The sequence below is a fragment of the Enterobacteriaceae endosymbiont of Donacia vulgaris genome (assembly GCF_012568445.1).
GTDB lineage: Bacteria > Pseudomonadota > Gammaproteobacteria > Enterobacterales > Enterobacteriaceae.
Genome location: NZ_CP046190.1, coordinates 146,904 through 171,525 on the forward strand (window position 1 = coordinate 146,904; position 24,622 = coordinate 171,525).

Sequence of the window (24,622 nt, forward strand, 5' to 3'; positions counted from 1 at the left end):
AGTAATAATATAATTTAATAATTTAATAATTTATTGATAAGATTATTAAACAATTATTTTTTTTTATCTTTAACTTCTTCAAATTCAGCATCAACAACTTCATTTTCTTGATTTGCAGTTTTTTTATTATCTTGTCCTGTATTAGTATTTTCATTACTATTTAAATTCATAATTTTACTAGATACTTCAATTAATTTTTGTATTTTTGTTTGTATATCATTTTTATCTTCTTGTTTAAGTGATTTATTTAATTCATTAATTGAATTTTTTATTAATTTTTTATCTTCTTGTTGAATTTGATTATCTACTTCTTTTAATTTTTTTTCAGTATTATGTATAAGTTGATCACCTTCATTACGGATTTTGACTAATTCTTCAAAAAGACGATCAGATTCAGAATTAGCTTCAGCATCTCTTATCATTTTTTCTACTTCATCTTTATTTAATCCTGATGATGCTTGTATTGTAATTTTTTGTTCTTGACCACTTTTTTTGTCTTTAGCTGAAACATGTAAAATACCATCTGCATCTATATCAAAAGTTACTTCTATTTGTGGTATTCCTCGAGGAGCAGGACTAATACCATCTAAATTAAATTGTCCTAAAGACTTATTATCATTTGCTCTTTTACGTTCTCCTTGTAAAATATGTATTGTAACAGAAGATTGATTATTTTCAGCTGTTGAAAAAACTTGACTATGTTTAGTAGGGATAGTAGTATTTTTATTTATTAATGGAGTCATTATTCCACCAATAGTTTCTATACCTAAAGATAAAGGAGTAACATCTAATAATAAAACATCTTTAACATCTCCTGCTAATACTCCACCTTGTACTGCTGCACCGATAGCTACTGCTTCATCAGGGTTAACATCTTTTCTTGGTTCTTTACCAAAAAATTTTGCTACTTTATTTTGTACCATAGGCATACGAGTTTGTCCACCAACTAAAATTACATCATTAATATCAGAAGAAGATAAATTAGCATCTTTTAAAGCTATTTTTAAAGGTTTTATGGATTGATTTATTAAATCTTCTACTAAAGATTCTAATTTAGCTCTAGTTAATTTAATGTTTAAATGTTTTGGACCTGAAGCATTTGCAGTAATATATGGTAAATTTACATCTGTTTGTTGTGTTGAAGATAATTCTATTTTAGCTTTTTCTGAAGCTTCTTTTAATCTTTGCATTGCTAAAGGATCATTTTTTAAATCTATTCCTTGATCTTTCTTAAATTCTGTTACTAAATAATTAATAATACGACTATCAAAATCTTCTCCTCCTAAATGAGTATCACCATTAGTAGATAATACTTCAAAAGTTTTTTCACCATCCACATCATCTATTTCAATTATAGAAATATCAAAAGTTCCTCCACCTAAATCATATACAGCTATTATACGATTACCTTTTCCTTTATCTAATCCGTATGCTAATGCTGCTGCTGTAGGTTCATTAATAATTCTTTTTACTTCTAACCCAGCTATTCTTCCTGCATCTTTAGTAGCTTGACGTTGAGCATCATTAAAATAAGCAGGTACTGTAATAACTGCTTCTTTAATTTTAGTACCTAAAAAATCTTCAGCTGTTTTCTTCATTTTTTTTAAAATTTCAGCAGAAATTTGAGGTGGTGCCATTTTTTTCCCTTTAATATCTATCCATGCATCTCCATTATCAGATCTAATTATTTTATAAGGCATTATTTTTATGTCACGTTGTACTTCTTTATCATTAAATTTTCGACCAATTAATCTTTTAATAGCAAAAAGAGTGTTTTGAGGATTTGTAACTGCTTGACGTTTTGCTGGTTGTCCTACTAAAATTTCACCATCTTGGGTATAAGCAATAACAGAAGGTGTAGTTCTATCTCCTTCAGCATTTTCTAAAACACGAGGTTTATTTCCATCAATAATTGCTACACAAGAATTTGTTGTACCTAAATCAATACCAATTATTTTACTCATATAAATTATTAACTCCTATATATTAATTAATTTTTTTTTAAAATATAAAATTTATTAAAAAAATTTTGATAATATGTTTTATATATCATATAAATTATAGTTCCCTAATGAAGGGGAAATGGGGTCACATATTAATGCATCAAGGGGGTCATCTAATTTTTTTTTTAATATAAAATTTTACTTATTTAAAATAAAATTTTTTTCTTAAACACAATGTTATATATTAAATTATATATTTTTTTAATTAATAAAATAATTCATTTTTATTAAAATCAATTTTACTTATAACTATGGAAATTATAGCATGAAATATACAGCAGAAAAAGTTACTATTTCTAAAAAAAATATATTTGATTGTATAGTAATACCTATATTTGAAAAATATAAATTCTCTAAAATTTCAAAAAAAATAAATAATATATCTAATAATTATATATTAAATATTTTAAAAAAAAATAATATAAAAGGAAAAATTAATCAAAATATAATTTTATATGAAATTCCTAATTTTTTATGTAATAAAATTATTATTATTGGTTGTGGTTTTAAAAATAAATTAAATAGAGAAAAATATAAATTAATTTTAAATAATATTGTTAATATTGTAAAACAATATTCTATTAAAGAAATAATATGGTGTTTATCTGATTTAGACATAGATAATTATCAATTATATTGGAAAATAAGAGATACAATTGATATTTTTGAAAAAAATATTTATTTATTTAATAAATTTAAAAAATATAAATCAATTTTTTCATCAAAAATAAAATTTATTATTGATAATAATAATAAAGATATTTATCTTTCCGCAATAAAACATGGTAAAGCTATTAATCTAGGTATAAAAAAAGCTAAAGATATGGCTAATTTACCTCCTAATATATGTACTCCTAAATATTTATCTATTAAAGCAGAAAGTTTAAAAAAAAAATATAAAAATATTTCTGTAAAAATTTTTGATGAACAATATATGCAAAAAAAAGGTATGAATGCTTATTTATCTGTCAGTAAGGGATCTAAAAATAAACCTTTTATCTCTATAATAGAATACTATAATAATAAAAAATCACAGCCTATAGTATTATTAGGTAAAGGTATAACTTTTGATTCAGGAGGTATATCTTTAAAACCTAGTAAAAATATGGAAGAAATGAAATATGATATGTGCGGAGCTGCATCTGTATACGGTACTATATGTTCAATAGCAGAATTAAAATTACCTATAAATATTATTGCTATTTTAGCTGGTAGTGAAAATATGCCTAGTTCTAATGCATATAGACCTAGTGATATTATTAAAACAATGTCAGGTATTACTGTAGAAGTAATAAATACTGATGCTGAAGGACGTTTAATTTTATGTGATATATTAACTTATATTGAAAAATATAAACCTAAATATGTCATTGATATCGCTACTTTAACAGGAGCATGTGTTATTGCTTTAGGTAATAATATTAGTGGACTAATGTCAAATAATAATATTTTATCTGAAAAAATTATAACTGCTTCATTAGAAGCAGATGATCGTGTTTGGGAATTACCTATTAATGATAAAAAATATTTTGACAAATTAAAATCAAATATTGCTGATTTAGTAAATAGTAGTGATGGTATTGCAGGAACAATAACTGCTGCGTGTTTTTTATCTAAATTTACTCAAAAATATAAATGGGCTCATATAGATATTGCTGGGACAGCCTGGGATTATATTAATCAAAAAGCAATGGCTTCTGGAAGACCTGTGAATATGTTATGTCAATTTTTAATTAATCAAATAAATAATCATTCATAATTTTTTATAAATTTAATACAGATTTTATTATATAAGAGATATTTTTTATTATGAATAAAATATATAATCCAAAAAATTTTGAAAAAGAAATTTATAGTTATTGGGAAAATAATAATTTTTTAAAAAATAAATTAGATGATTCAAAAAAATGTTTTTCTATTATGGTACCCCCGCCTAATATTACAGGTTCATTACATATAGGACATGCATTACAATATACTTTAATTGATATTTTAGTACGTTATCATAGAATGTTAGGGGAAAATATATTATGTCAAGTAGGAATCGATCATGCAGGTATTGCTACTCAAAATTTAATAGAACAAAAAATTTTTAATGAAACAGGAAAAACTAAAAATAATTATAGTCGAAAATTTTTTTTAGATAATATTTGGAAATGGAAAAATAAATATTGTAATATTATTTATGACCAAATGAAAAGTTTAGGTTTATCTACAGAATGGGAAAAAGCAAGATTTACAATGGATGATAAATTTACTAAATCTGTAAGAGATATTTTTATTATTCTTTATAATGAGGGGTTAATTTATAAAAAACAAAGATTAATACATTGGGATTTAAAACTTAAAACTGTAGTTTCTGATTTAGAAGTTGAGTATAAAAAAAATAAAACTAATTTATGGTATATAAAATATTTTTTATCAAATCAAATTAAAACTTTTGATAATAAAAATTATTTAATTATTGCTACAACTAGACCAGAAACATTATTTGCTGATAGTGCAATAGCAATAAATCCTTTAGATCAAAGATATAATAATTTAATTGGTAAATATGTAATTGTCCCAATTATTAACCGTAAAATTCCTATTATAGCAGATAATTATGCTAAAATAACAAAAGGAACAGGATGTGTTAAGATTAGTCCTGCACATGATTTTAAAGATTATCAAGTTGCAATTAAACATAATTTGCCTTTAATTAATATTTTTGATTTAAAAGGTAATATTTTAGAAAAATGTCAAATTTTTAATACAAAACAACAATCTCTAAAATTAAATAATAGTATTCCTAAAATTTTTCAAAAATTAAATTTTTTAAATGCAAGAAATATTATTCTTAAAGAAATGAAACAACAAGAATTATTAGTTAAATATGAAAAACAAACTAGACTAATTCCATTTAGTATACGTAGTAATACTATTATTATGCCTATGTTAACAAATCAATGGTATTTAAAGACTAAAAGTTTATCTCAAAATGCAATAAATGCTGTAAAAGAAAAAAAAATTGTGTTTTTCCCTGAAAAATATGAAAATATGTTTTATTCTTGGATGAATAATATTCAAGATTGGTGTATATCACGTCAATTATGGTGGGGACATAAAATACCAGTTTGGTATGATAATAAAAATAATATTTATGTAGGAAAAAATGAAAAAGAAATAAAAAAAAAATATAATTTAGACAAAAATTTTTATTTAAAACAAGATTCTGATGTTTTAGATACATGGTTCTCATCTAGTTTATGGACTTTTATTACTCTAAATTGGCCTAATAATAAAAATTTTTCTTTTTTTCATCCTACTAATGTGATTATAAGTGGTTTTGATATTATTTTTTTTTGGATATCTAGAATGATAATGATGACAATGCATATTGTTAAAAATAAAAATAATATTCCTCAAATACCTTTTAAAAATATTTTAATGACAGGATTATTAAGAGATAATAAAGGAAATAAAATGTCTAAATCAAAAGGAAATGTAATTAATCCAATGGATTTTATTGAAGGTATTACTTCTAAAAAAAAAATACAAAATAGTAAAATTTATGGAGCAGATGCATTAAGATTTACATTAGCAGCATTATCATCAACAGGTCGTGATGTATATTGGGATATAACTAGATTAGAAGGATATCGTAATTTTTGTAATAAAATTTGGAATGCTAGCATTTTTATTTTAAAAAATATTAATTATAACTTTACTAATAAAAAAAAAAATTTATCTATAATAGATAGATGGATTTGGTCTGAATATTATTTAGTCGTAAAATATTATATAAAAGCATTAAACAAATATCGTTTTGATTCTGCTACTAATATTTTATATAATTTTATATGGAATAAATTTTGTGATTGGTATTTAGAATACACTAAAATAGTTTTTCAAGAAAAAGATCAAAGTAAACATACTGGCACACATTATACATTATATAACCTTTTTGAGTCGTTATTAAGATTATCTCATCCAATAATTCCTTTTATTACTGAAGTTATATGGCAAAAACTAATTAAAAATGATAAAAAATTTTCTAATAGTAGTATTATGATCCAGGTTTTTCCTAAAGTAAATAAAATACAAATAAACAAAAAAATTATAAATATTGTTAATATTTTTATTAAAATTATTACAATTATTCGTAATAATAAAATAGAAATGAATATAAAAAATAGTAAGAAAATTAATTTATATATAAAAAACATAAATAATGAATTTAATATTTTTTTAAAAAATAATAAAAAAATTTTAGAAAAATTTGTAAATCTTAAAAAGATAATTTTTCTTAAAAAGAATATTAATTTTCCCCAAAAAACATTAATAAATAAAATAAATAATATTGAATTTGGTATTCTATTAGATAATACCATTATTAATAAGAAGAAATTATTAAAAAAAATTAATAATAAATTAAATAATAATCAAAAAATAATAAATCTATTAAATAAAAATGTAATAAATAAAAATTTTTTATCTAAAGCTCCTAAACATATTATACTAAAAAATTTAGAAAAATTAAAAAATTGTAAAATTTTGCAAAAAGAATTGTTACAAAAACTTTCTTTAATCGAAAATTTATAATATTTTTTTATATTTAAGTTATTTAAAAATAAGGATATATTGTATGAATCAATTTTATAATAAACATTTTTTAAAATTATCAGATTTTTCAAAAGAAAACATTTATGAGTTAATTAACATTTCAGAAAAATTAAAATATAACAAAAAAAATTTTAAAGAAAAAAAGAAATTAGTAAATAAAAATATTATTCTTATTTTTGAAAAAAATTCAACAAGAACTAGATGTTCTTTTGAAATCGCTTGTTTTGATCAAGGAGCTAACGTTACTTATTTAAATATTAAAGATAGTCATATTGGTGATAAAGAGTCTTTAAAAGATTCAGCTAGAGTTTTAAGTAATATGTATCATGGATTAGAATATAGAGGAAAATATCAAAAAACAATAGAAATTCTTGCTCATTATGCAACAATTCCTGTCTGGAATGGATTAACAAATGAATTTCATCCTACTCAAATATTAGCAGATTTATTAACTATTAAAGAAAATATTAAAAATAAAAAAATAGATCAAATTACATTATCTTATATAGGAGATATTAATAATAATATTTCCTATAGTTTAATAGAAGCATCAAGTATAATTGGTTTTAAATTATTTTTAATTTCACCACAAAAAATTAAATTAGGTAATAATATATATATAAATAATGTAATAAAAAAAATTAATACTTATAGTAATATAATTATTACTGATAATATTGATTTAGGTGTTAAAAATACAGATTTTATTTATACAGATATTTGGTTATCTATGGGAGAAAAAAAATCTTTACAATTATGGGAAAAAAAAATTAAAAAATTACATAAGTATCAAGTTAATAAATTATTACTCGAAAAAAGTCAAAATCAGAATGTTAAAATTATGCATTGCTTACCATCATTACATCTATATAAACATTATAAAAATTTATTTACCAAAAAAATTATTTCAAAATATAATCTATATAATGGGTTAGAAATAACAGATGAAATTTTTGAATCTAAAAATAGTATTATATTTCAACAAGCAGAAAATAAAATACATACTATTAAAGCTATAATGATGACTTCTTTATTAAAAGAAAAATATTAAAATATTTATAAATAAATTCAAAAAAATTTTATGGAAAATAATAAGTTATTTATTAATAAAAAATTTTTATTAAACATATATTTATTAATTGATTTCTCTGAATTTATACAAATAAAATATTAATTTTCTAAAATATAAATAACTTATAAATAATAAAATTTATTTATAAAAAAATATTTTGAAATATAATAAATTTATTAAATAAAATATATATAAAAGATTTAATTTTATTAAAATATAGAAATTAAAATTAAAATTATTTAAATAAAATATAGATAATATATTAATAATAAGGTTTAATAAAATGTTTTTATTTTTTAGAATAATATGTATTATTTTTATAATATTATTATTTCCAATAACAAAAAAATATTTAAATTTTACAAAATCTATTTCAAACACTATTTTTTTTTATAATTGGACCGAATATGTTCCTCAAGAAATTTTAGATCAATTTACTAAAGAAACTGGTATTAAAATTATTTATTCTACATATGAATCTAATGAAAGTATGTATGCTAAATTAAAAACTTATAAAAAACAACCCTATGATTTAGTTGTACCTTCCACATATTTTGTAGCAAAAATGAAAAATGAAGGTATGATACAAAAAATAGATAAAAAAAAAATACCTAATTTTTCTAATTTAGATTCTCAATTTTTAAACAAACCTTTTGATTTAAATAATGAATATTCTATTCCATATATGTGGGGTGCTACAGGTATAGGAATTAATACTAATATAATAGAACCAAATTCTGTTAATAGTTGGAATGATTTATGGAATCCAAAATATTATAAATCTATTTCTTTAATAGATGATGCTAAAGAAGTATTTCAAATGTCACTAATAAAATTAGGGTATCCGGGAAATACAACTAATATAAAATATATAAAAAGAGCTTTTATCGATTTAAAAAAATTAATGCCTAATATTATTTCATTTAATTCTGATAATCCTGGATATCCTTTTATTGAAGGTTCTGTAAATATAGGAATGATTTGGAATGGTTCTACTTATTCTGTGCAAAAATTAGGAATCCCTTTAAAATTTATTTGGCCAAAAGAAGGAGGTATTTTTTGGATGGATAGTTTTGTTATACCTAGTAATGCGAAGAATATTAAAGGTGCTTTAAAATTAATTAATTTTTTACTTAGACCTGATATTGCATCCAAAATAGCTAAAAAAACAGGTTTTTCTACTCCAAATTTACAAGCACAAAAATTATTACCATTAGATATGATTAATAATGATACTTTATATCCTGATGATAAAATAATTAATAAAGGTATATGGCAGAATGATATAGTTATTAACATAAGTAAAAAATATGAATTTTTTTTTCAAGAATTAAAAAATTTATAATATTTAATATATTTTTTACTTTAAAAATAATATTTTTAAAGTTATTATTTATTTACTATATATTTTATAAAAACATAATTTTCTTGACATATATATGTTATATATATTAGTATTATTAACTAATAATTTATAAAGATCCTCTGTAGTTCAGTTGGTAGAACGGCGGACTGTTAATCCGTATGTCACTGGTTCGAATCCAGTCAGGGGAGTTAAAATTATTAAAATTTTTATATCGTAAAATATATTTTATGTTTTTATATTATCAAAAAGTATCATACTATAGGAAATATACATATATTATATGGTAATAAAATTTAAATATTTATTTAACAAAGAAATTATAAATGAATTCTTATCTATTCAAGATGTAGTACGTTGGATAACAAGCTGTTTCAATGTTTCAAATTTATGGTATGGACATGGAAATGATAATCCATGGGATGAAGCTTTAAATTTAGTTTTACCATTATTAGGATTACCTCCTTATTTATGGAATGATGTTCGTGCATCTAAATTATCTTTGAAAGAACGTAAATGGATTTATCAATTAGTATTAAAACGTATCAAAAAAAGAATTCCAGTAGTATATTTAACAAAAAAAACTTGGTTTTGTGGACATGAATTATATATTGATAATAGAGTATTAATACCTAGATCTCCAATTGCTGAATTAATTAATAATAAATTTAAGTCTATTATTTTACCATATAAAAAACCAAAGTATATATTAGATTTATGTACTGGTAGTGGCTGTATAGCTATTGCCTGTGCATATCTTTACCCTAATGCACATATAGATGCAGTAGATATTTCTTTAGATGCTATTAATGTAGCAGAATATAATATCCAATTACATGGATTAGAAAATCGTATTACTCCTATATGTAGTAATTTGTTTAATAAATTAAAAAAATCAACTTATGATTTAATCATAACTAATCCTCCATATGTAGATAAACAAGATATAAAATTCTTACCAAAAGAATATTTATATGAACCTAAAATAGGATTATTTTGTAAAAACAATGGTATAGCAATTATTGAAGAAATAATATCTAAATCACCTTTCTATCTTAAAAAAAATGGTATTTTAATTTGTGAAGTAGGAAATAAAATGTTAGATATTATAGAAAAATATCCTGAAATTAATTTTCAATGGATTAATATAAAAAATGGAGGTATAGGAATATTTAAAATGGAAAATATTTAATATATCATATTATTTTATAAAAAATATATTTATAAATTTAGGAGTAAATATTCATGTCAGGTAATAGTATTGGAAAATTATTTAAAGTTACAACTTTTGGAGAATCACATGGAAAATCTTTAGGATGTATAATAGATGGAGTTCCTCCGAAAATTCCTTTAAAAATAAAGGATATACAAAAAGATTTAAATAGACGTAAACCAGGATTATCGAAATATACTTCTCCTCGTAAAGAATTAGATCAAATACAAATTTTATCAGGTGTATTTAATAATTTAACAACGGGAACAAGTATTGGTTTATTAATAAATAATATAGATATACGATCTCAAGATTATAATAATATTAAAAATATTTTTCGTCCTGGTCATGCTGATTATACTTATGAAAAAAAATATGGAATAAGAGATTATAGAGGTGGTGGACGTTCATCAGCTAGAGAAACAACTATGCGTGTAGCAGCAGGAGCAATTGCTAAAAAATATTTATCAATAAAATATAATTTAAAAATTAAGGGATATTTATCTCAAATAGGTGATATAATTTGTGATTTTGACAATTGGGAAGAAGTAAATAAAAATCCTTTTTTTTGTCCAAATACACACCAAATAAAATATTTACAAAATATGATAAATAATTTAAAAAAAACAGGTAATTCTATAGGTGCTAAAATTACTATTATTGTAGAAAATGTACCAGTAGGATTAGGTGAACCAGTATTTGATAAATTAGATGCTGAATTAGCACATGCAATAATGAGTATTAATGCAGTAAAAGGAATTGAAATAGGGGACGGTTTTAATTCTGTAAATAAATTAGGAAGTAATTATAGAGATGAAATCAGAAAAGATGGTTTTCAAAGTAATAATTCTGGAGGAATATTAGGAGGTATTAGTACAGGACAAAATATAATTATAAATTTTGTAGTAAAACCAACTTCTAGTATTTCTATTCCAGGAAAAACAATTAATATATTAGGGAAAGAAACATATTGTATTACACAAGGACGTCATGATCCTTGTGTAGGTATTAGAGCAGTTCCGATAGGAGAAGCAATGGTTGCTATAATTTTAATGGATCATTTATTACGTTATCGAGCACAATGTATTGATATTATAAATTTATCAAATTAATATAATTCATTTATATCATTAGATAAATAATTAATAATTCCTTTAGAATTAGGTGTTATACTTTTTTTACCTTTTTCCCATTGTGCAGGACATACATCTCCATATTTTTCATTATGTTTTAAAGCATCAATTATACGAATGATTTCATTTATATTTCTTCCAAATTGGAGATCATTTACTAACTGATGTCTTATGATTTTTTCTTTATCTATTATAAATAACGCTCTTAAAGCTATACCTAAATCAGGATGTTCAATACCATAAGATTTTTGTATATTTTTTGTAATATCGGATATCATCATAAATTTTATATGACCTATCCCCCCTTTATTTATAGGAGTATTTCTCCATGCTTGATGAACAAATTGTGAATCACATGATATACCTAATAAATTAACATTTCTTTTTTGAAAACTATTAAAATGTTGATTTAAAGAAATAATCTCTGTTGGACAAACGAATGTAAAATCTAAAGGCCAAAAAAATAATACAGTTATCTTATTTTCTAAATATTTATATAAATTAAAATTATCAATAATTGATCCATTTGATAAAACAGCAGAAGCATTAAAATCAGGAGCTTTTTTAGTTACTAAAATCATATTTTTCCCTTTAAATTTACTTATTATAAAATAATAATATATTATATATAAAATTATTATAAAATATAAAAAATATTATTAACTAAAAATTTTATTATAAATAATAATTATTTTGATAATTTATTTTAATAAATTTAATTAGATTTTATATTTTAATAACATTTTTATTTGGTGTAATATTATTACTAATTCATAATAAAATAATTTATTTTATGAGTTATTTTAATATATAATATTAAAATTAGCTCGAATATAATTTTTCTATTATATTAATAATTAATTATTTTTTTAAAAAGAGTATTTTAAATTTAAAATTTATATATTTTTTATTCTATATACAGAAAATTTTTTATTTTTAGATAAAATAGAAATTTTTAATGGAAAATTATTAAAAATTTTTTTATATGATATAAAATTATTAACGACAAAAAGTAATTCTCCTTTATAATATACATTATTTCTAAATTTATTTATTAGATGATAAATAAATTTTAAAGAAAAATTTAAGTTTTCATGAATAGGAGGATTAGATATAATAAAATGAAATTTTTCCTTAATATTAGAAAAAATATTATTAGGAAAAACTTTTACATTTTTTATTAAATTTATATTTAATGTTTTTCTAGTTGAATAAATTGCTTTTGCATCAATATCAATAGCATATATTGAATATTTTCTTTTATATTTTTTTAAATTATTACTTATTATTGTAGAGATAATTCCAGAACCACAGCCTAAATCTAATATTTTCCCTTTTATTAAAATCTTACTATTATTTATAATAGTAGAAATTAATAATTTACTACCATTATCAATTTTAGTATTACTAAATACTCCCGGTAAATTGTATATTTTATAATTGTTATAATAATAATAATTCCAATAATTATTTATATTAAAAGAAATATTTTTTGTTAAAATTCCGTGAAAAATAACATATTTTCTTGCATTAAGAATTTTTTTCAAATTTATTATTTCTAATTCTTTTATATTATTAATTGTTTTTATACCACTATTATTTGAACCAATAACAAATATCTCAACCTTTAAAGATAACAAAGATAAAATATTATTTAATATAAATAAAGATTCTTTTTTATTTTTTAACCAAAAAAATATGAGAATATTAAAATTATATTTTTTATATTTTTTACTCATTATTCCATAATAAATATTATCATTTATCTGTTTTTTTAACCATATATAATAATTATAATTATGAGTATTTACAAAACTAAATAAAGTATTTAAATAAATAGGTATTTTATCTTTAACATCCCCAGCAAAAATAACTTTTTTATTTAAAAATTTATTTTTAAATAAACGTAAAAAATATTTGTTTATTGGTAATAATGTATACATTTTAAATTTTACATGTTATACTATAAAATTGTTTTTTTTCCCATGAATAAACTGTTAATTTTTTTCCCCAACAACATCCAGTATCTAAACCTATTATATTTTTTGGGGTATATTCTCCTCCCTGTAAATCAGACCAATGGCCAAAAAATATTGTATATTTATTATATAAAATATTTGATATCCAAAACCATGGTTTTAATATCTTAGTATTTATATCATTTGGAGCTTTTTTAGTAAACATTTCTAATGTACCATCTAGATAACAATATCTCATTTTAGTTAATGCATTAATAGTATAATTAAAACGTGGAAAACCTATTAACGTATTATCCTTCCAATCATTTACTTGGTATTTTCCATTATCTATATAATTTAAAAAAAAATCATTTTTTTCCCTCGAGATAATTTTTTGTGCTTCATTAGAAGCAGATAAAATAATATTAATATTATTCCATTGAGGAGGAATACCTGCATGTGACATTAAAATTTTTTTATTTTTATCGTATTGGACTAAAGGTTGATATTTTAACCAATTATTTACAATAAATATTATTTTTTTATCTTTTAATAAACTTAAAATTTTTGAATCATTTACATTATAAGTATTAGAACTTAATATTAAAAATATTAAATATAAATCATGATTTCCCAAAACTAATTTGATAGATTTTTTAATAGAATATAAAAAATATAAAACTTTGATAGAATCTGGTCCTCTTGCTATAAGATCTCCTGTAATCCATAACTGATCATTTTTATAATCAAAATTAATTTTTTTTAATAAGGAAATAAGTTCATTATAATACCCATGAATATCTCCAATAAAGTAAGTAGTCATATTTTTTATAAATTAGTTATATTGATTAATGAATATATGTTTTAATTGCTAAACGAAAAATAGGAATTTCTACATGATAAACGTTATTATTTTCATCTGTTATAATATAATGTCCTTCTATAATTCCAATTGGAGTTTCTAAAATAATTATATTAGTATGATTAAAATTATTTCCTGGTCTCACATAAGGTTTTTCTTCTATTATTCCTCCATCATATATTTGAATTTTTTTACCATTACCATTAGTTATACTCCAATAACGACTAATTAATTGTAAAATTTTTTTTCCTAAATTATGAATAGTAATTGTATATGTAAATACATAATGATTAGTTGTAGGTATTGATTGGGATTTTATATAAATACTACTACCTTTTATATAAACTTGAGATAACAATGATTTCATAAATTTATAACCTTTTGTTATTTAACTCTAACCAATTAGCTAATTGACAATATTCTGATATTGAAACATCTTCAGCACGAATTTTATAATCAATACCTAAATAATTTAATTCTTCTTCAGAAAATAAATTTATTAAACTATTTCGTAAAATTTTTCTTCTCATACTAAAAGCTTGTTTTACAATTTTTTTTAAAAAAAAAATATTATTTAAATTATAAGGATTATTAATATAAGGTCTAATATAAACCATATTAGAAATAATTTTAGGTTGAGGAAAAAAATTACTCGCTTTAATTTCTATTAAAGATCTTATTTTACAAAATAATTGTGTTATGATACTTAAACAACCATAATTTTTTCTCCCTGGATTAGCAGTTAATCGATTTACTACTTCTTTTTGCATAATAAAATGCATATCTTGAATATTTTTTAAATATCTAAATAAATAAAAAATTATTTCAACAGAAATATTATACGGTAAACTACCAAATATACGTATTCTTTTTTTATATTTTTTTGCTAAAACTAAAAAATTAAAATTTAATATATTATTTAAAATAATATTAGTTTTTGCATTTATTAAAATTTTATTTTTTTTTAAAATATTGACAAAATTTTTATCTATTTCAATAATAGAAAGATTTTTATTATACTTTATTATTGGAATAGTTAATGCTCCTAATCCAGGACCTATTTCAAACATAATTTGATAATATTTTGGATTTATAAAAGAAATAATTTTTTTAATAATTTTTTCATTAGTCAATATATGCTGTCCATACTTTTTTTTTAAAATAATTTTCATATATGTTTTTTATAAAAAATTTACTATTTTATATATTTATAATATTTTTTATTATGAATTGATATTTTTTATATATATATTTTTAGAATATTCATAAATAAAAAGTTCAGATTCTCTTTCTATATTTTCTCGTAAAATAATTTTATATGCTCTTTGTTTAAAGAAAAATTTATTATTCTGAGTATTATTTTTATCTAATAATTGTATTATAAAACAACTATCAGATTCTTGAATTGGTAAGCTAAACTCATTTATTTTTAATTTTCTTATAATTTGACGAAATTTAGGAGAAAAATTCTTTAATAACATCCAATTTTTATTATTTCCAAATTTATTTGTTAATACATCATCAGAAAATAATTGAATAGCTTTTTTAAAAGTAATCTTTTTTTGTAAAAGATTAAAATATATATTTTTAATTTTATTATTAAAATTTTCTTTACTTAGGTTTTTTTTTTTTATATAAATAAATTGTAATAAAACTTTTTCATTATCTATATTATCTTCTGTAAAAATATTATTTATTTTTATAAGAAATAATTGTGAATTTAAATATATTGGTCCTATTATATCTTTTTTTTTAGAATTATCTAAATAATTAATAATATCTAGTGATAATTGATTTTTTTGTTTATTTTTTAAAAATTTTCTTTTTATATTAAAATGAGAAATAAATGTTTTTTCATTATATTTTTTAAAATTATTTTTTAATTTTTTTTTTTGTAAAATAGATATTAATTGATTTAATAAAAAAATTTTATGATTAAATTTATCTTTTAAAGGATTTTTCTTTATTATAAAATAAAATATAGTAATATCATAAATTTTATGTGTTTTAGATTTTAAGTATAATTGATTAGATAATGATTCAACTTCTTCATCATAAATATCAATATTTTTTGATAAAAATTTATTTTTTAATATATTAATAAATATAATATTTTGAAAAATTTTATAAAATTTTGTATAATTAATATTATGGTCTAGAAACTGTGTTTTTATTATATCCTCTGAAGTATTATTAGAACTATATATATTTAAAATAAGATCATTTAAATCTTCTTCTGGTATAGAAAAACCATTTTCTTTTATTATTTGTAAAAATACAAAATATTTTATTATATCTTTCATATTTTTAATATTTAAAAAATAATATAACTGTAAATATTTATTATTGTAAATTTTTCGTGTAATAGATAAAATTTCATTTATATTTTTTTGTAAAATTATATCATTATTTATAATTATCTTGATATTATTAGTGTTTTGCATAGACATACAGTTAGATATATTACATAAATAAAAAAAAAATATTAAAATATAAATTATTTTTCTAGTTATCATTTTTTTATCCTATTATTAAATTAAATAATAAATGTTAAAAATATTATTTAATGATTGCAAATTCATATAATAATTAACTATTATAGATAATTAGATTATAATTTAAATATATTTATTGAGGAATATATGTTTTCTTATTTAGAATTATTATTCTTTTTAATAAATTTTGTTATTAATTATTATATAAGCTTTAATTTATTAAATATAATAATCATTATATTAATTAGCTTTATAATTAATAAAATAACAAAATTTTATAATAAAAAATATAATTTTAATTATGTTAGCAATATTAGAAAATTATTTCTTCAAATAAATTTTGAAATTATGGGTTATATTAGTAAATCTAAAGGTTTTATTAGTAATAATGATATAAATTTTACTATTGAATTAATTAAAAAAATAAATTTAAATAATAAAGAAGTAATTTTTGTAAAAAAAGCATTTCAAAATGGTAAAAAAAAAAATTATCCTTTAATTTACAAATTAAATAATTTAAATTATTTAATTTGTAAAAATAAAACTTTAATAAATCAATTTTTAGAAATACAAATTGAATTATCTTTTATAAACAATTCTTTACATTCGAATACTAAAAAAATATTAAATATTATTTTTCAAGAACTTAATATTTCATATAATGAAATATTATTTATAATAAAAAAATTAAAATTTAAAAATCATTTTATTAATGAAAAAGATTTATTTTTTTATAATTTTTTTCAAGAGAAAAAAAGAAAATATTCCAATAATACCTATAATTTTTATAAAGAAAAAAATACATTTCAAGATAAAAATAATTATAATTTAGAATTAGATAAAGCATATAAATTATTAGGAATTAAATATAATGATAATTTATTAACTATAAAAAGAGCATATCATAAATTAATTAGTAAATATCATCCAGATAAGTTAATATCAAAAGGGTATACGGCTACACAATTAGAAAAAGCAAAAATTAAAACACAAAATATACATAAAGCATATAATATAATTAAAAAACATATAATATAAACTAAATCTTATTTTTTTTCAAGTATAACTATTGCACAAGCATATTTTATTTCATCTGAAAATGAAATATGAATATTATATTCATAAATTGTATTTTCTAAAAATTTTAATTTTGGTTTACCTGTAATATGATTAGATAATTCTATTTGCTTAAAAAAGATATTATTACTAATATCATTAGTACTTAAAGCTTTTATTGCAGCTTCTTTTACTGTAAAATATTTTGCTAAATTTTTTATTTTATTATTATTTTTTTTATATATAGATAATTCATATTTAGTAAGTATTTTATATGCAAAGAGATCTCCAAAACGTATAAAAACTTTTTCAATTCTTTTTATTTCTATAATATCAATACCAATGCCAATAATTTTCATATTTATAATTTTAATTTAAATATATTTATGATATAACAATATTATTTTACTTTTATCCATAAATTTATATTTATTTTTTTTTTAAAAAAAAATTTTATTTTTTTTTCAGATCGATACTTAATTAATTTTATTATTACAGCATTTTTACCTATTATTATTTTTTTTTGTCTTATATTTTTTATGAACAAAAAAATACTTATTGTATCTGGTAATTTTATTAATTTTTTTTGATAATTTATTTGAATTTTTATAGAATAAGGTAGTTCTTGATGAACATATTTAATAATACTTTCTCTTATAATTTCCTTTAAAATAAATTTTTTTGATTGATTAGTAATATAATTACTAGGATAGTAATGTTTTTTTTTCGGTAATTTTTTACAAATTATATTATTAATATTATCAGTATATAATTTATATTTAGCAGAAATAATAAATAAATAAACAAATTTAATTTTTTGTTTAAGAAAACTAATATAAGGTAATAAAATATCTTTCTTATTTATTTTATCAACTTTATTAATAATTAAAATTATTGGTATATTAATTTTGTTTAAAATTTTTACAAATTTTTCTTCTATATAATTCCATTTATTTTGATCTAAAATAAAAAAAATATAGTTATATTTATTTTTTTTAAATAAATCTAAACTTTTATTATTATAAAATATATTTCCTGGAGTATCAATATATTCTATTTGGTAAGAATTTTTATTATATACCCCTATAATATTATAATTAGTAGTATTTATTTTATGGGAAATTATAGATACTTTTTTCCCAATTAAAGTATTTAACAAAGTAGATTTCCCGACGTTAGACCGGCCTATAATTAGGATACTCCCATAATATGAAGATATTTTTTTCACATAAATAACCTTTATTATAAAACAAATTATTCTAAACCAATTTTTTTTAACGCTTGTTCCGCTGCTGATTGTTCAGCTTTTCTACGACTAGAACCTATTCCTATAATTATAGCTGATATACCACTAATTTTACATTGTATAGTAAATTTTTGGTTATGTACTTCACCATTTATTTTTGTTATAAAATAATAAGGTAAAGGAAGATGTGATCTTTGTAAATATTCTTGTAATCTTGTTTTAGGATCTTTTTGATTATTACCTGGTAATATTTTTTTTAACCTAAAATGGTACCATAATAAAATAATTTTTTCTACAATTTTTATATTACTATCAAGACAAATACTACCAATTAAAGCTTCCATAGTATCAGCAAGTATAGATTCTCTATTATAACCTCCATTTTTAAATTCACCAGGACCTAAAAATAAATATTCTCCTAATTTAAATTCTCTTGCAATACTTGCTAATGTATTACCTCTAACTAAGGTAGCTCTCATACGACTCATATTTCCTTCATTTACATCAGGAAATTTATTATATAATGCTTTAGCTATAATATAACTTAATATAGAATCTCCTAAAAATTCTAATCTTTCATTATGTTTACTACTTGCACTTCTATGTGTTAAAGCTTGATATAATAAATCTTGATGATTAAACATATACCCTAATCTTTTTTGTAATTGATTAATCATAATAAAATTCACATAATTATATTTTAATCTATTATATAAAATAAGTAATACTTTGAATAAATTAATTAACTTTATGTATTCGATTAAATTTAATTTTTAGCAACCATGAATTTGATTTTTTTTGAATATTTAACCAAATTAATACAGCTTTTCCTAATAAATATTTTTCATGAACAAATCCCCAATATCTACTATCAAAACTATAATCACGATTATCACCCATAACAAAATAACATTTATATGGAACAATCCATGTATATAATGGAATATTCTTTTGTTTATATATATTTGATGTATCAATTTCTAATTCAGGAGTAAAAAATATTGTATGTGATAATTTATTTATATATTCTGTATATTGAAAAAATCTTAATTTTCTAAAAATAGAATAATCTGTTGAATTTTCAGAAATATTAATAAATGATATTTTATTTTTATTTTTAAAAACTTGAATAAACTGGCTTTTTTTAAGTTTTTTATAGATAAAAATATTTTGTTTTATATATTTTCTATTATATAATGTAATTTGTTTATTTTTAGCATTATAAACAATAATATCTCCTGGTAATCCAATAATTCTTTTAATATAATTTGTTTTTGTATCTTTAGGATATTTAAAAACAACTATATCACCTCTTTTAGGTAGTTGATTTTTAATAATAATTTTATTATTTAAAGGATTTTTAATTCCATAAATAAATTTATTTACTAAAATAAAATCACCTTCTAATAAGGTAGGAATCATAGATCCTGATGGTATATAGAAAGGTTCATATATAAACAAACGGACTATAAAAATTAATATTATTATAGGTAATAGAGACATTATTTGTTTTATGAAATATTTTTTTTTTAACATATATTATACATAATTAAAGTTAAATATATTTTTTATATAAATAAAATAATTTAAAATTTTTATTTTATAAAAAAATATAAATAATATTTATATTTTATTTTAAAATAAATTATTTAGTATTTTTTAATATAGAAAGAAAAACTGAAGGTGGTAATTTTACATTACCAATATTTTTCATTCTTTTTTTTCCTTCTTTTTGTTTCTGAATTAATTTTTTTTTTCTACTAATATCTCCTCCATAACATTTAGCAATTACATTTTTACGTAATTGTTTTATATTTGCACTAGAAATAATTTTTTTTCCAATTGTAGCTTGGATTATAATATTGAATTGTTGCCTGGGAATTAATTTTTGAATTTTTTCTACTAATATTTTACTATAAGAATAAATATTATTTTTATAAGTCATTGTTGTTAAAGCATCAACACGTTTTTTATTAATTAAAATATGAATACAAGTTAAATTAGATTTTTTAAATTTTAAAAAACTATAATCTAATGATCCATAACCTTTCGTAATAGATTTTAATTTATCAAAAAAATCTATAATTACTTGAATCATAGGTATTTCGAAAATTAATATAACTTGATCCCCATGATACATTATATTTTTTTGTATACCATTTTTAGTAATACATAATTGAATAATTTTTCCAATATATTTAATTGGAGAAAGTATCTTACATTTTAAAATTGGCTCTCTAATTTCTTTTATAACATGAGATGAAGGAAATTTAGATAAATTATCTACATATAAAATATCTTTATTAATTGTTTCTATTTCATATTTTACAGAAGGCATAGTTGTAATTATATTTATATTATATTCTTTTAGTAAACGTTGTTGTATAATTTCCATATGTAATAAACCTAAAAAACCACATCTATATCCATGTCCTAGTATATCTGAGTTTTCTGGTTCAAAAAATAAAGAAGAATCATTTAAACTTAATTTTTTTAATGCATTACTAAAAATTTTATATTCATCTGACATTATAGGAAATAACCCAGCAAAAACTTTAGGAATACTTTTTTTAAAGCTTGGCATTAATATACTAGATGGTTCTATATATGATGTGATAGTAGCTCCTACTGGTACTTCATTTATATTTTTTATTCCTAAAACTATCCAACCAACATCACCACATTTTAATTTATTTAAATATATTTTTTTTGGTGTAAAAATACCTATTTTTTCAACAAAATATTTTTTTTTAGTATTTAAAATAATAATTTTCATTCCTTTAGAAATTTTACCATTTTTAATACAAATTAAAACTATAACTCCTAAATATTTATCAAACCATGAATCTATAATAAGAGCTTGTAAAGAAGTTTGTATATTTCCTTTAGGAGGGGGAACATTTTTAATTAAATCTTCTATTATTTCTTTTATTCCTAATCCAGTTTTAGCAGAACATTTAAGAATTTTTTTAGATTTAATACCTATAATATTAGATATATCTTTTTTTATTTTTGTAATATTTATAGTTAACAAATCAATTTTATTTATAACGGGTAATACTGTCAGACCCATTTTAATAGCAATATTATAATTAGATAAAGTTTGTGCTTCTATCCCTTGTGAAGCATCTATTAATAATAAAGCTCCTTCACATGCAGCTAAAGATCTAGAAACTTCATAAGAAAAATCTACATGTCCAGGAGTATCAATAAAATTTAATTTATAAAAATTATTATTTTTTGCTTTATAATTTAAAGAGACACTTTGTGCTTTTATTGTTATACCTCTCTCTTTTTCTAATGACATACTGTCTAATACTTGTGCTGTCATTTCTCTTTTAGATAAACCACCACAAATTTCAATTAATCTATCTGCGAATGTTGATTTACCATGATCAATATGAGCAATAATTGAAAAGTTTCTTATATTTTTCATAAAATAATTTTTTAAAAACCTATAAATATAGAAAATTAATTTTTATAATATTAATTATATTTTAATTCCTCTTTGTATAAGTAAAGAATTAATGTTTAATTGCTTACCACTAAATTTTTTAAATAAAATAATAGGATTTTCAGAACTGCCTAAAGATAAAAAATTATTTAAAAATTTTTTTCCTATTTTTAAATTTAATAATCCATTTTTTTTAAAATATAAAAAAACGTCTGCAGCTAATTGTTCTGACCATAAATAACTATAATATCCAGCAGCATATTCTCCACCAAATATATGATTAAATACATTTGTATATTTATTCCAAATTGGAATAGGAGTTATTGTAATTAAATTTTTTCTTATTTCTTCTATTAAATCTGTTATTTGATTATTTTTTTTTAAATCAAATTCTTTATGTATTCTTATATCAAATAAACTTAATTCTATTTGCCTCATAAGAGATAAAGCAGAATTATATTTTTTAGATTCAATTAATTTATTCATCATATTTACTGGTAAATTATTTTTATTTTTATAATGTTGTGAAATTAATTTTAAAGATTCATATTCCCAACACCAATATTCCATAAATTGACTAGGAAATTCTACAATATCTAAAGGTATTCCATTAATTCCTGATATGTTAGGTATATTTATTTTTGAAGTAATATGATGTAAAGCATGGCCAAACTCATGAAATAAAGTTAAAACCTCATTATGATTAAGTAAAAAAAAATTATTAATAGAAGGAGTAAAATTACAATTAACATAAGCTATTGGGTATTGAAGTACCCCATTTGTTTTTAATATTCTTGATTGACATATATCCATCCAAGCACCACTACGTTTTTCTGAACGTATATATAAATCAAAATAAATACTACCATATAATTTATTATTAGAGTTAAAAACATCAAAAAACATAACACTATTATGCCAAACTGGTACTTTCCTTTTTTTAAAAAATAAACCATATATTTTATTAATAATTTTAAACATTCCTTCCATTACAATATTAATTGGGAAATAATTACGAATAATATTTTCATTTATTCCATATAAATAAAATTTATATTTTTCAGCAAAAAATGATATATCCCATGGATTTATTTTTGTTAAATTATATTTTTTTTTAATAAATTTTTTTAAATTACAAACTTCTTTTTTAGCTTGTTTTTTTGATAATTTTATTAATTTATATAAAAAAGATAAAACTTTATAAATTTTTTCAGCAGATTTAACGGCTAAAGATTGTTCTGAATAAGAACTATATCCTAATAAATTTGATAATTTTAAACGTAATGATAATTCTTTTATTATAATTGGTTCATTATTAAATTTAGATGAATTAAGATCTAAAGAAGATGCTCTTGTATTATACATATAATATATTTTTTTTCTTAAAATATTATTTTTACAAAATGTTATAATTGATAAATAAATAGGAATATCTAAAGTAATTAAATATCCTTGTTTATTTTTTAATAAAGCATTTTTATTCATAATATTTATTATATGATCTGGAATCCCATCTAGTTCTTTTTTATTTAAAATATTTTTTTCTAATTTTTGAGTACTATCAAAAATATTATTATTAAAAATATTTTGTAAATTTAATAAACGATTAATAATTTTTGAATATATATTTTTTTTTTCTTTAGATAATAAAATTCCTGAAAGTTGAAAATCACGTATTATATCATTAAGAGATTTAATTTTTAATTGATCAAAATTTAAATTTTCTTGGTTATTTTGTATTTGTATATAAGCATTATATAAATCTTTATTTTGTTTAAACCATAAGTTATAATTAGTAATTATTTGAATACTAGTTTCATAAATTTTTCTTATTTTACTATTATTACAAACATAATTTAAATGATTTATTGGTGAAAAAATACGATATAAATTTTCATCTAATTCTAATATTTTTTGACAGAAATTATTCCAATTATAATTATTTTTATGTTTATTTAAAATTTTATTAATTTCTTTTTTAGAATTATTAATTGTAATTTTTATTGCAGATAACATGCAATTATGAGTTATTTTATCAAACGGAGGTAATAGAAAATCAGATAATAATGGATTATTCATAATAAATTTCCAATATATATATACAGATAATAAAATTATAAAATATTAATTAAATAATAAGTTTATTTAACAAATTATATTTT

19 protein-coding genes, 1 tRNA gene and 1 pseudogene are annotated in these 24,622 nt (G+C 19.4%); 8 read left to right on the forward strand and 13 right to left on the reverse strand.

What is annotated here, in order from left to right; all coding sequences use genetic code 11:
• Window positions 1-53: 53 nt before the first annotated feature.
• On the reverse strand, window positions 54-1,964 hold the full coding sequence (gene dnaK, locus GJU01_RS00730; RefSeq protein WP_168867948.1) for a molecular chaperone DnaK: 1,911 nt from the start codon (window positions 1,962-1,964) through the stop codon (window positions 54-56).
• 304 nt (window positions 1,965-2,268) lie between these two features.
• On the opposite strand from dnaK, the gene GJU01_RS00735 reads away from it, so the two are divergent.
• The 7 genes from GJU01_RS00735 to aroC all read left to right on the forward strand — a co-directional run bounded on the left by GJU01_RS00735 (window position 2,269) and on the right by aroC (window position 11,368).
• Complete coding sequence (locus tag GJU01_RS00735) at window positions 2,269-3,762, forward strand: leucyl aminopeptidase (RefSeq protein WP_168867949.1); 1,494 nt, start codon at window positions 2,269-2,271, stop codon at window positions 3,760-3,762.
• Window positions 3,763-3,812: 50 nt separating this feature from the next.
• Window positions 3,813-6,587, forward strand: coding sequence for a valine--tRNA ligase (locus GJU01_RS00740; protein WP_168867950.1), 2,775 nt, complete (start codon window positions 3,813-3,815; stop codon window positions 6,585-6,587).
• Between the two features lie 43 nt (window positions 6,588-6,630).
• Entirely contained in the window at window positions 6,631-7,659 is a 1,029-nt protein-coding gene (argF, locus tag GJU01_RS00745) for an ornithine carbamoyltransferase (RefSeq protein WP_168867951.1), read from the forward strand.
• Between the two features lie 304 nt (window positions 7,660-7,963).
• Window positions 7,964-9,025, forward strand: a complete 1,062-nt coding sequence (locus GJU01_RS00750; RefSeq protein ID WP_168867952.1) for an extracellular solute-binding protein — start codon at window positions 7,964-7,966, stop codon at window positions 9,023-9,025.
• A 136-nt stretch (window positions 9,026-9,161) separates the two neighbouring features.
• Window positions 9,162-9,234 (forward strand) — tRNA-Asn (locus tag GJU01_RS00755).
• A 92-nt stretch (window positions 9,235-9,326) separates the two neighbouring features.
• Window positions 9,327-10,235 (forward strand): 50S ribosomal protein L3 N(5)-glutamine methyltransferase, encoded by a 909-nt coding sequence (gene prmB, locus GJU01_RS00760; RefSeq protein ID WP_168867953.1) that lies wholly within the window; start codon window positions 9,327-9,329, stop codon window positions 10,233-10,235.
• A gap of 53 nt (window positions 10,236-10,288) precedes the next feature.
• Window positions 10,289-11,368 carry a chorismate synthase gene (gene aroC / locus GJU01_RS00765; protein ID WP_168867954.1) on the forward strand — a complete coding sequence of 360 codons (1,080 nt, stop codon included), beginning with the start codon at window positions 10,289-10,291 and terminating at the stop codon, window positions 11,366-11,368.
• Here the strand turns inward: aroC and GJU01_RS00770 are convergent.
• From GJU01_RS00770 to GJU01_RS00795, 6 genes are all read right to left on the reverse strand, one after another.
• On the reverse strand, window positions 11,365-11,970 hold the full coding sequence (locus GJU01_RS00770; protein ID WP_168867955.1) for a redoxin domain-containing protein: 606 nt from the start codon (window positions 11,968-11,970) through the stop codon (window positions 11,365-11,367). The genes aroC and GJU01_RS00770 overlap by 4 nt on opposite strands.
• A 315-nt stretch (window positions 11,971-12,285) precedes the next feature.
• Window positions 12,286-13,332 carry a methyltransferase gene (locus GJU01_RS00775; protein WP_168867956.1) on the reverse strand — a complete coding sequence of 349 codons (1,047 nt, stop codon included), beginning with the start codon at window positions 13,330-13,332 and terminating at the stop codon, window positions 12,286-12,288.
• Window position 13,333: 1 nt separating this feature from the next.
• On the reverse strand, window positions 13,334-14,170 hold the full coding sequence (locus tag GJU01_RS00780; RefSeq protein ID WP_168867957.1) for a symmetrical bis(5'-nucleosyl)-tetraphosphatase: 837 nt from the start codon (window positions 14,168-14,170) through the stop codon (window positions 13,334-13,336).
• A gap of 25 nt (window positions 14,171-14,195) precedes the next feature.
• Window positions 14,196-14,576, reverse strand: a complete 381-nt coding sequence (gene apaG / locus GJU01_RS00785; protein ID WP_168867958.1) for a Co2+/Mg2+ efflux protein ApaG — start codon at window positions 14,574-14,576, stop codon at window positions 14,196-14,198.
• A 4-nt stretch (window positions 14,577-14,580) separates the two neighbouring features.
• The gene (rsmA, locus tag GJU01_RS00790) at window positions 14,581-15,381 is read right to left on the reverse strand and encodes a 16S rRNA (adenine(1518)-N(6)/adenine(1519)-N(6))-dimethyltransferase RsmA (protein WP_168867959.1); all 801 of its coding nucleotides are present in this window, start codon (window positions 15,379-15,381) and stop codon (window positions 14,581-14,583) included.
• A 51-nt stretch (window positions 15,382-15,432) separates the two neighbouring features.
• Window positions 15,433-16,725, reverse strand: coding sequence for a peptidylprolyl isomerase (locus GJU01_RS00795; RefSeq protein ID WP_168867960.1), 1,293 nt, complete (start codon window positions 16,723-16,725; stop codon window positions 15,433-15,435).
• Between the two features lie 126 nt (window positions 16,726-16,851).
• Between GJU01_RS00795 and djlA the strand changes: the two genes are divergently transcribed.
• Complete coding sequence (gene djlA / locus GJU01_RS00800) at window positions 16,852-17,742, forward strand: co-chaperone DjlA (protein WP_168867961.1); 891 nt, start codon at window positions 16,852-16,854, stop codon at window positions 17,740-17,742.
• 8 nt (window positions 17,743-17,750) lie between these two features.
• Here djlA and acpS read toward each other — a convergent pair whose 3' ends face one another.
• The 6 genes and pseudogenes from acpS to GJU01_RS00830 form a co-directional block, all read right to left on the reverse strand.
• Window positions 17,751-18,119 carry a holo-ACP synthase gene (gene acpS / locus GJU01_RS00805; RefSeq protein WP_168867962.1) on the reverse strand — a complete coding sequence of 123 codons (369 nt, stop codon included), beginning with the start codon at window positions 18,117-18,119 and terminating at the stop codon, window positions 17,751-17,753.
• A 41-nt stretch (window positions 18,120-18,160) separates the two neighbouring features.
• On the reverse strand, window positions 18,161-18,988 hold the full coding sequence (gene era, locus GJU01_RS00810; protein WP_168867963.1) for a GTPase Era: 828 nt from the start codon (window positions 18,986-18,988) through the stop codon (window positions 18,161-18,163).
• Between the two features lie 26 nt (window positions 18,989-19,014).
• Complete coding sequence (gene rnc, locus GJU01_RS00815; protein ID WP_168867964.1) at window positions 19,015-19,695, reverse strand: ribonuclease III; 681 nt, start codon at window positions 19,693-19,695, stop codon at window positions 19,015-19,017.
• A 49-nt stretch (window positions 19,696-19,744) separates the two neighbouring features.
• Window positions 19,745-20,533: pseudogene (lepB, locus tag GJU01_RS00820) on the reverse strand (signal peptidase I); the annotation flags it as partial.
• Between the two features lie 118 nt (window positions 20,534-20,651).
• Window positions 20,652-22,442, reverse strand: a complete 1,791-nt coding sequence (lepA, locus tag GJU01_RS00825) for a translation elongation factor 4 (protein WP_168867966.1) — start codon at window positions 22,440-22,442, stop codon at window positions 20,652-20,654.
• A 54-nt stretch (window positions 22,443-22,496) separates the two neighbouring features.
• Window positions 22,497-24,539 (reverse strand): M3 family metallopeptidase, encoded by a 2,043-nt coding sequence (locus GJU01_RS00830; protein ID WP_168867967.1) that lies wholly within the window; start codon window positions 24,537-24,539, stop codon window positions 22,497-22,499.
• Between the last annotated feature and the right edge of the window lie 83 nt (window positions 24,540-24,622).

Excerpts from the sequence above, each read along its gene's own strand:
- dnaK (WP_168867948.1), bottom strand. The coding sequence starts at position 1,964 with ATGAGTAAAATAATTGGTATTGATTTAGGTACAACAAATTCTTGTGTA.
- GJU01_RS00735 (WP_168867949.1), top strand. The coding sequence starts at position 2,269 with ATGAAATATACAGCAGAAAAAGTTACTATTTCTAAAAAAAATATATTT.
- GJU01_RS00740 (WP_168867950.1), top strand. The coding sequence starts at position 3,813 with ATGAATAAAATATATAATCCAAAAAATTTTGAAAAAGAAATTTATAGT.
- argF (WP_168867951.1), top strand. The coding sequence starts at position 6,631 with ATGAATCAATTTTATAATAAACATTTTTTAAAATTATCAGATTTTTCA.
- GJU01_RS00750 (WP_168867952.1), top strand. The coding sequence starts at position 7,964 with ATGTTTTTATTTTTTAGAATAATATGTATTATTTTTATAATATTATTA.
- prmB (WP_168867953.1), top strand. The coding sequence starts at position 9,327 with ATGGTAATAAAATTTAAATATTTATTTAACAAAGAAATTATAAATGAA.
- aroC (WP_168867954.1), top strand. The coding sequence starts at position 10,289 with ATGTCAGGTAATAGTATTGGAAAATTATTTAAAGTTACAACTTTTGGA.
- GJU01_RS00770 (WP_168867955.1), bottom strand. The coding sequence starts at position 11,970 with ATGATTTTAGTAACTAAAAAAGCTCCTGATTTTAATGCTTCTGCTGTT.
- GJU01_RS00775 (WP_168867956.1), bottom strand. The coding sequence starts at position 13,332 with ATGTATACATTATTACCAATAAACAAATATTTTTTACGTTTATTTAAA.
- GJU01_RS00780 (WP_168867957.1), bottom strand. The coding sequence starts at position 14,170 with ATGACTACTTACTTTATTGGAGATATTCATGGGTATTATAATGAACTT.
- apaG (WP_168867958.1), bottom strand. The coding sequence starts at position 14,576 with ATGAAATCATTGTTATCTCAAGTTTATATAAAAGGTAGTAGTATTTAT.
- rsmA (WP_168867959.1), bottom strand. The coding sequence starts at position 15,381 with ATGAAAATTATTTTAAAAAAAAAGTATGGACAGCATATATTGACTAAT.
- GJU01_RS00795 (WP_168867960.1), bottom strand. The coding sequence starts at position 16,725 with ATGATAACTAGAAAAATAATTTATATTTTAATATTTTTTTTTTATTTA.
- djlA (WP_168867961.1), top strand. The coding sequence starts at position 16,852 with ATGTTTTCTTATTTAGAATTATTATTCTTTTTAATAAATTTTGTTATT.
- acpS (WP_168867962.1), bottom strand. The coding sequence starts at position 18,119 with ATGAAAATTATTGGCATTGGTATTGATATTATAGAAATAAAAAGAATT.
- lepA (WP_168867966.1), bottom strand. The coding sequence starts at position 22,442 with ATGAAAAATATAAGAAACTTTTCAATTATTGCTCATATTGATCATGGT.
- GJU01_RS00830 (WP_168867967.1), bottom strand. The coding sequence starts at position 24,539 with ATGAATAATCCATTATTATCTGATTTTCTATTACCTCCGTTTGATAAA.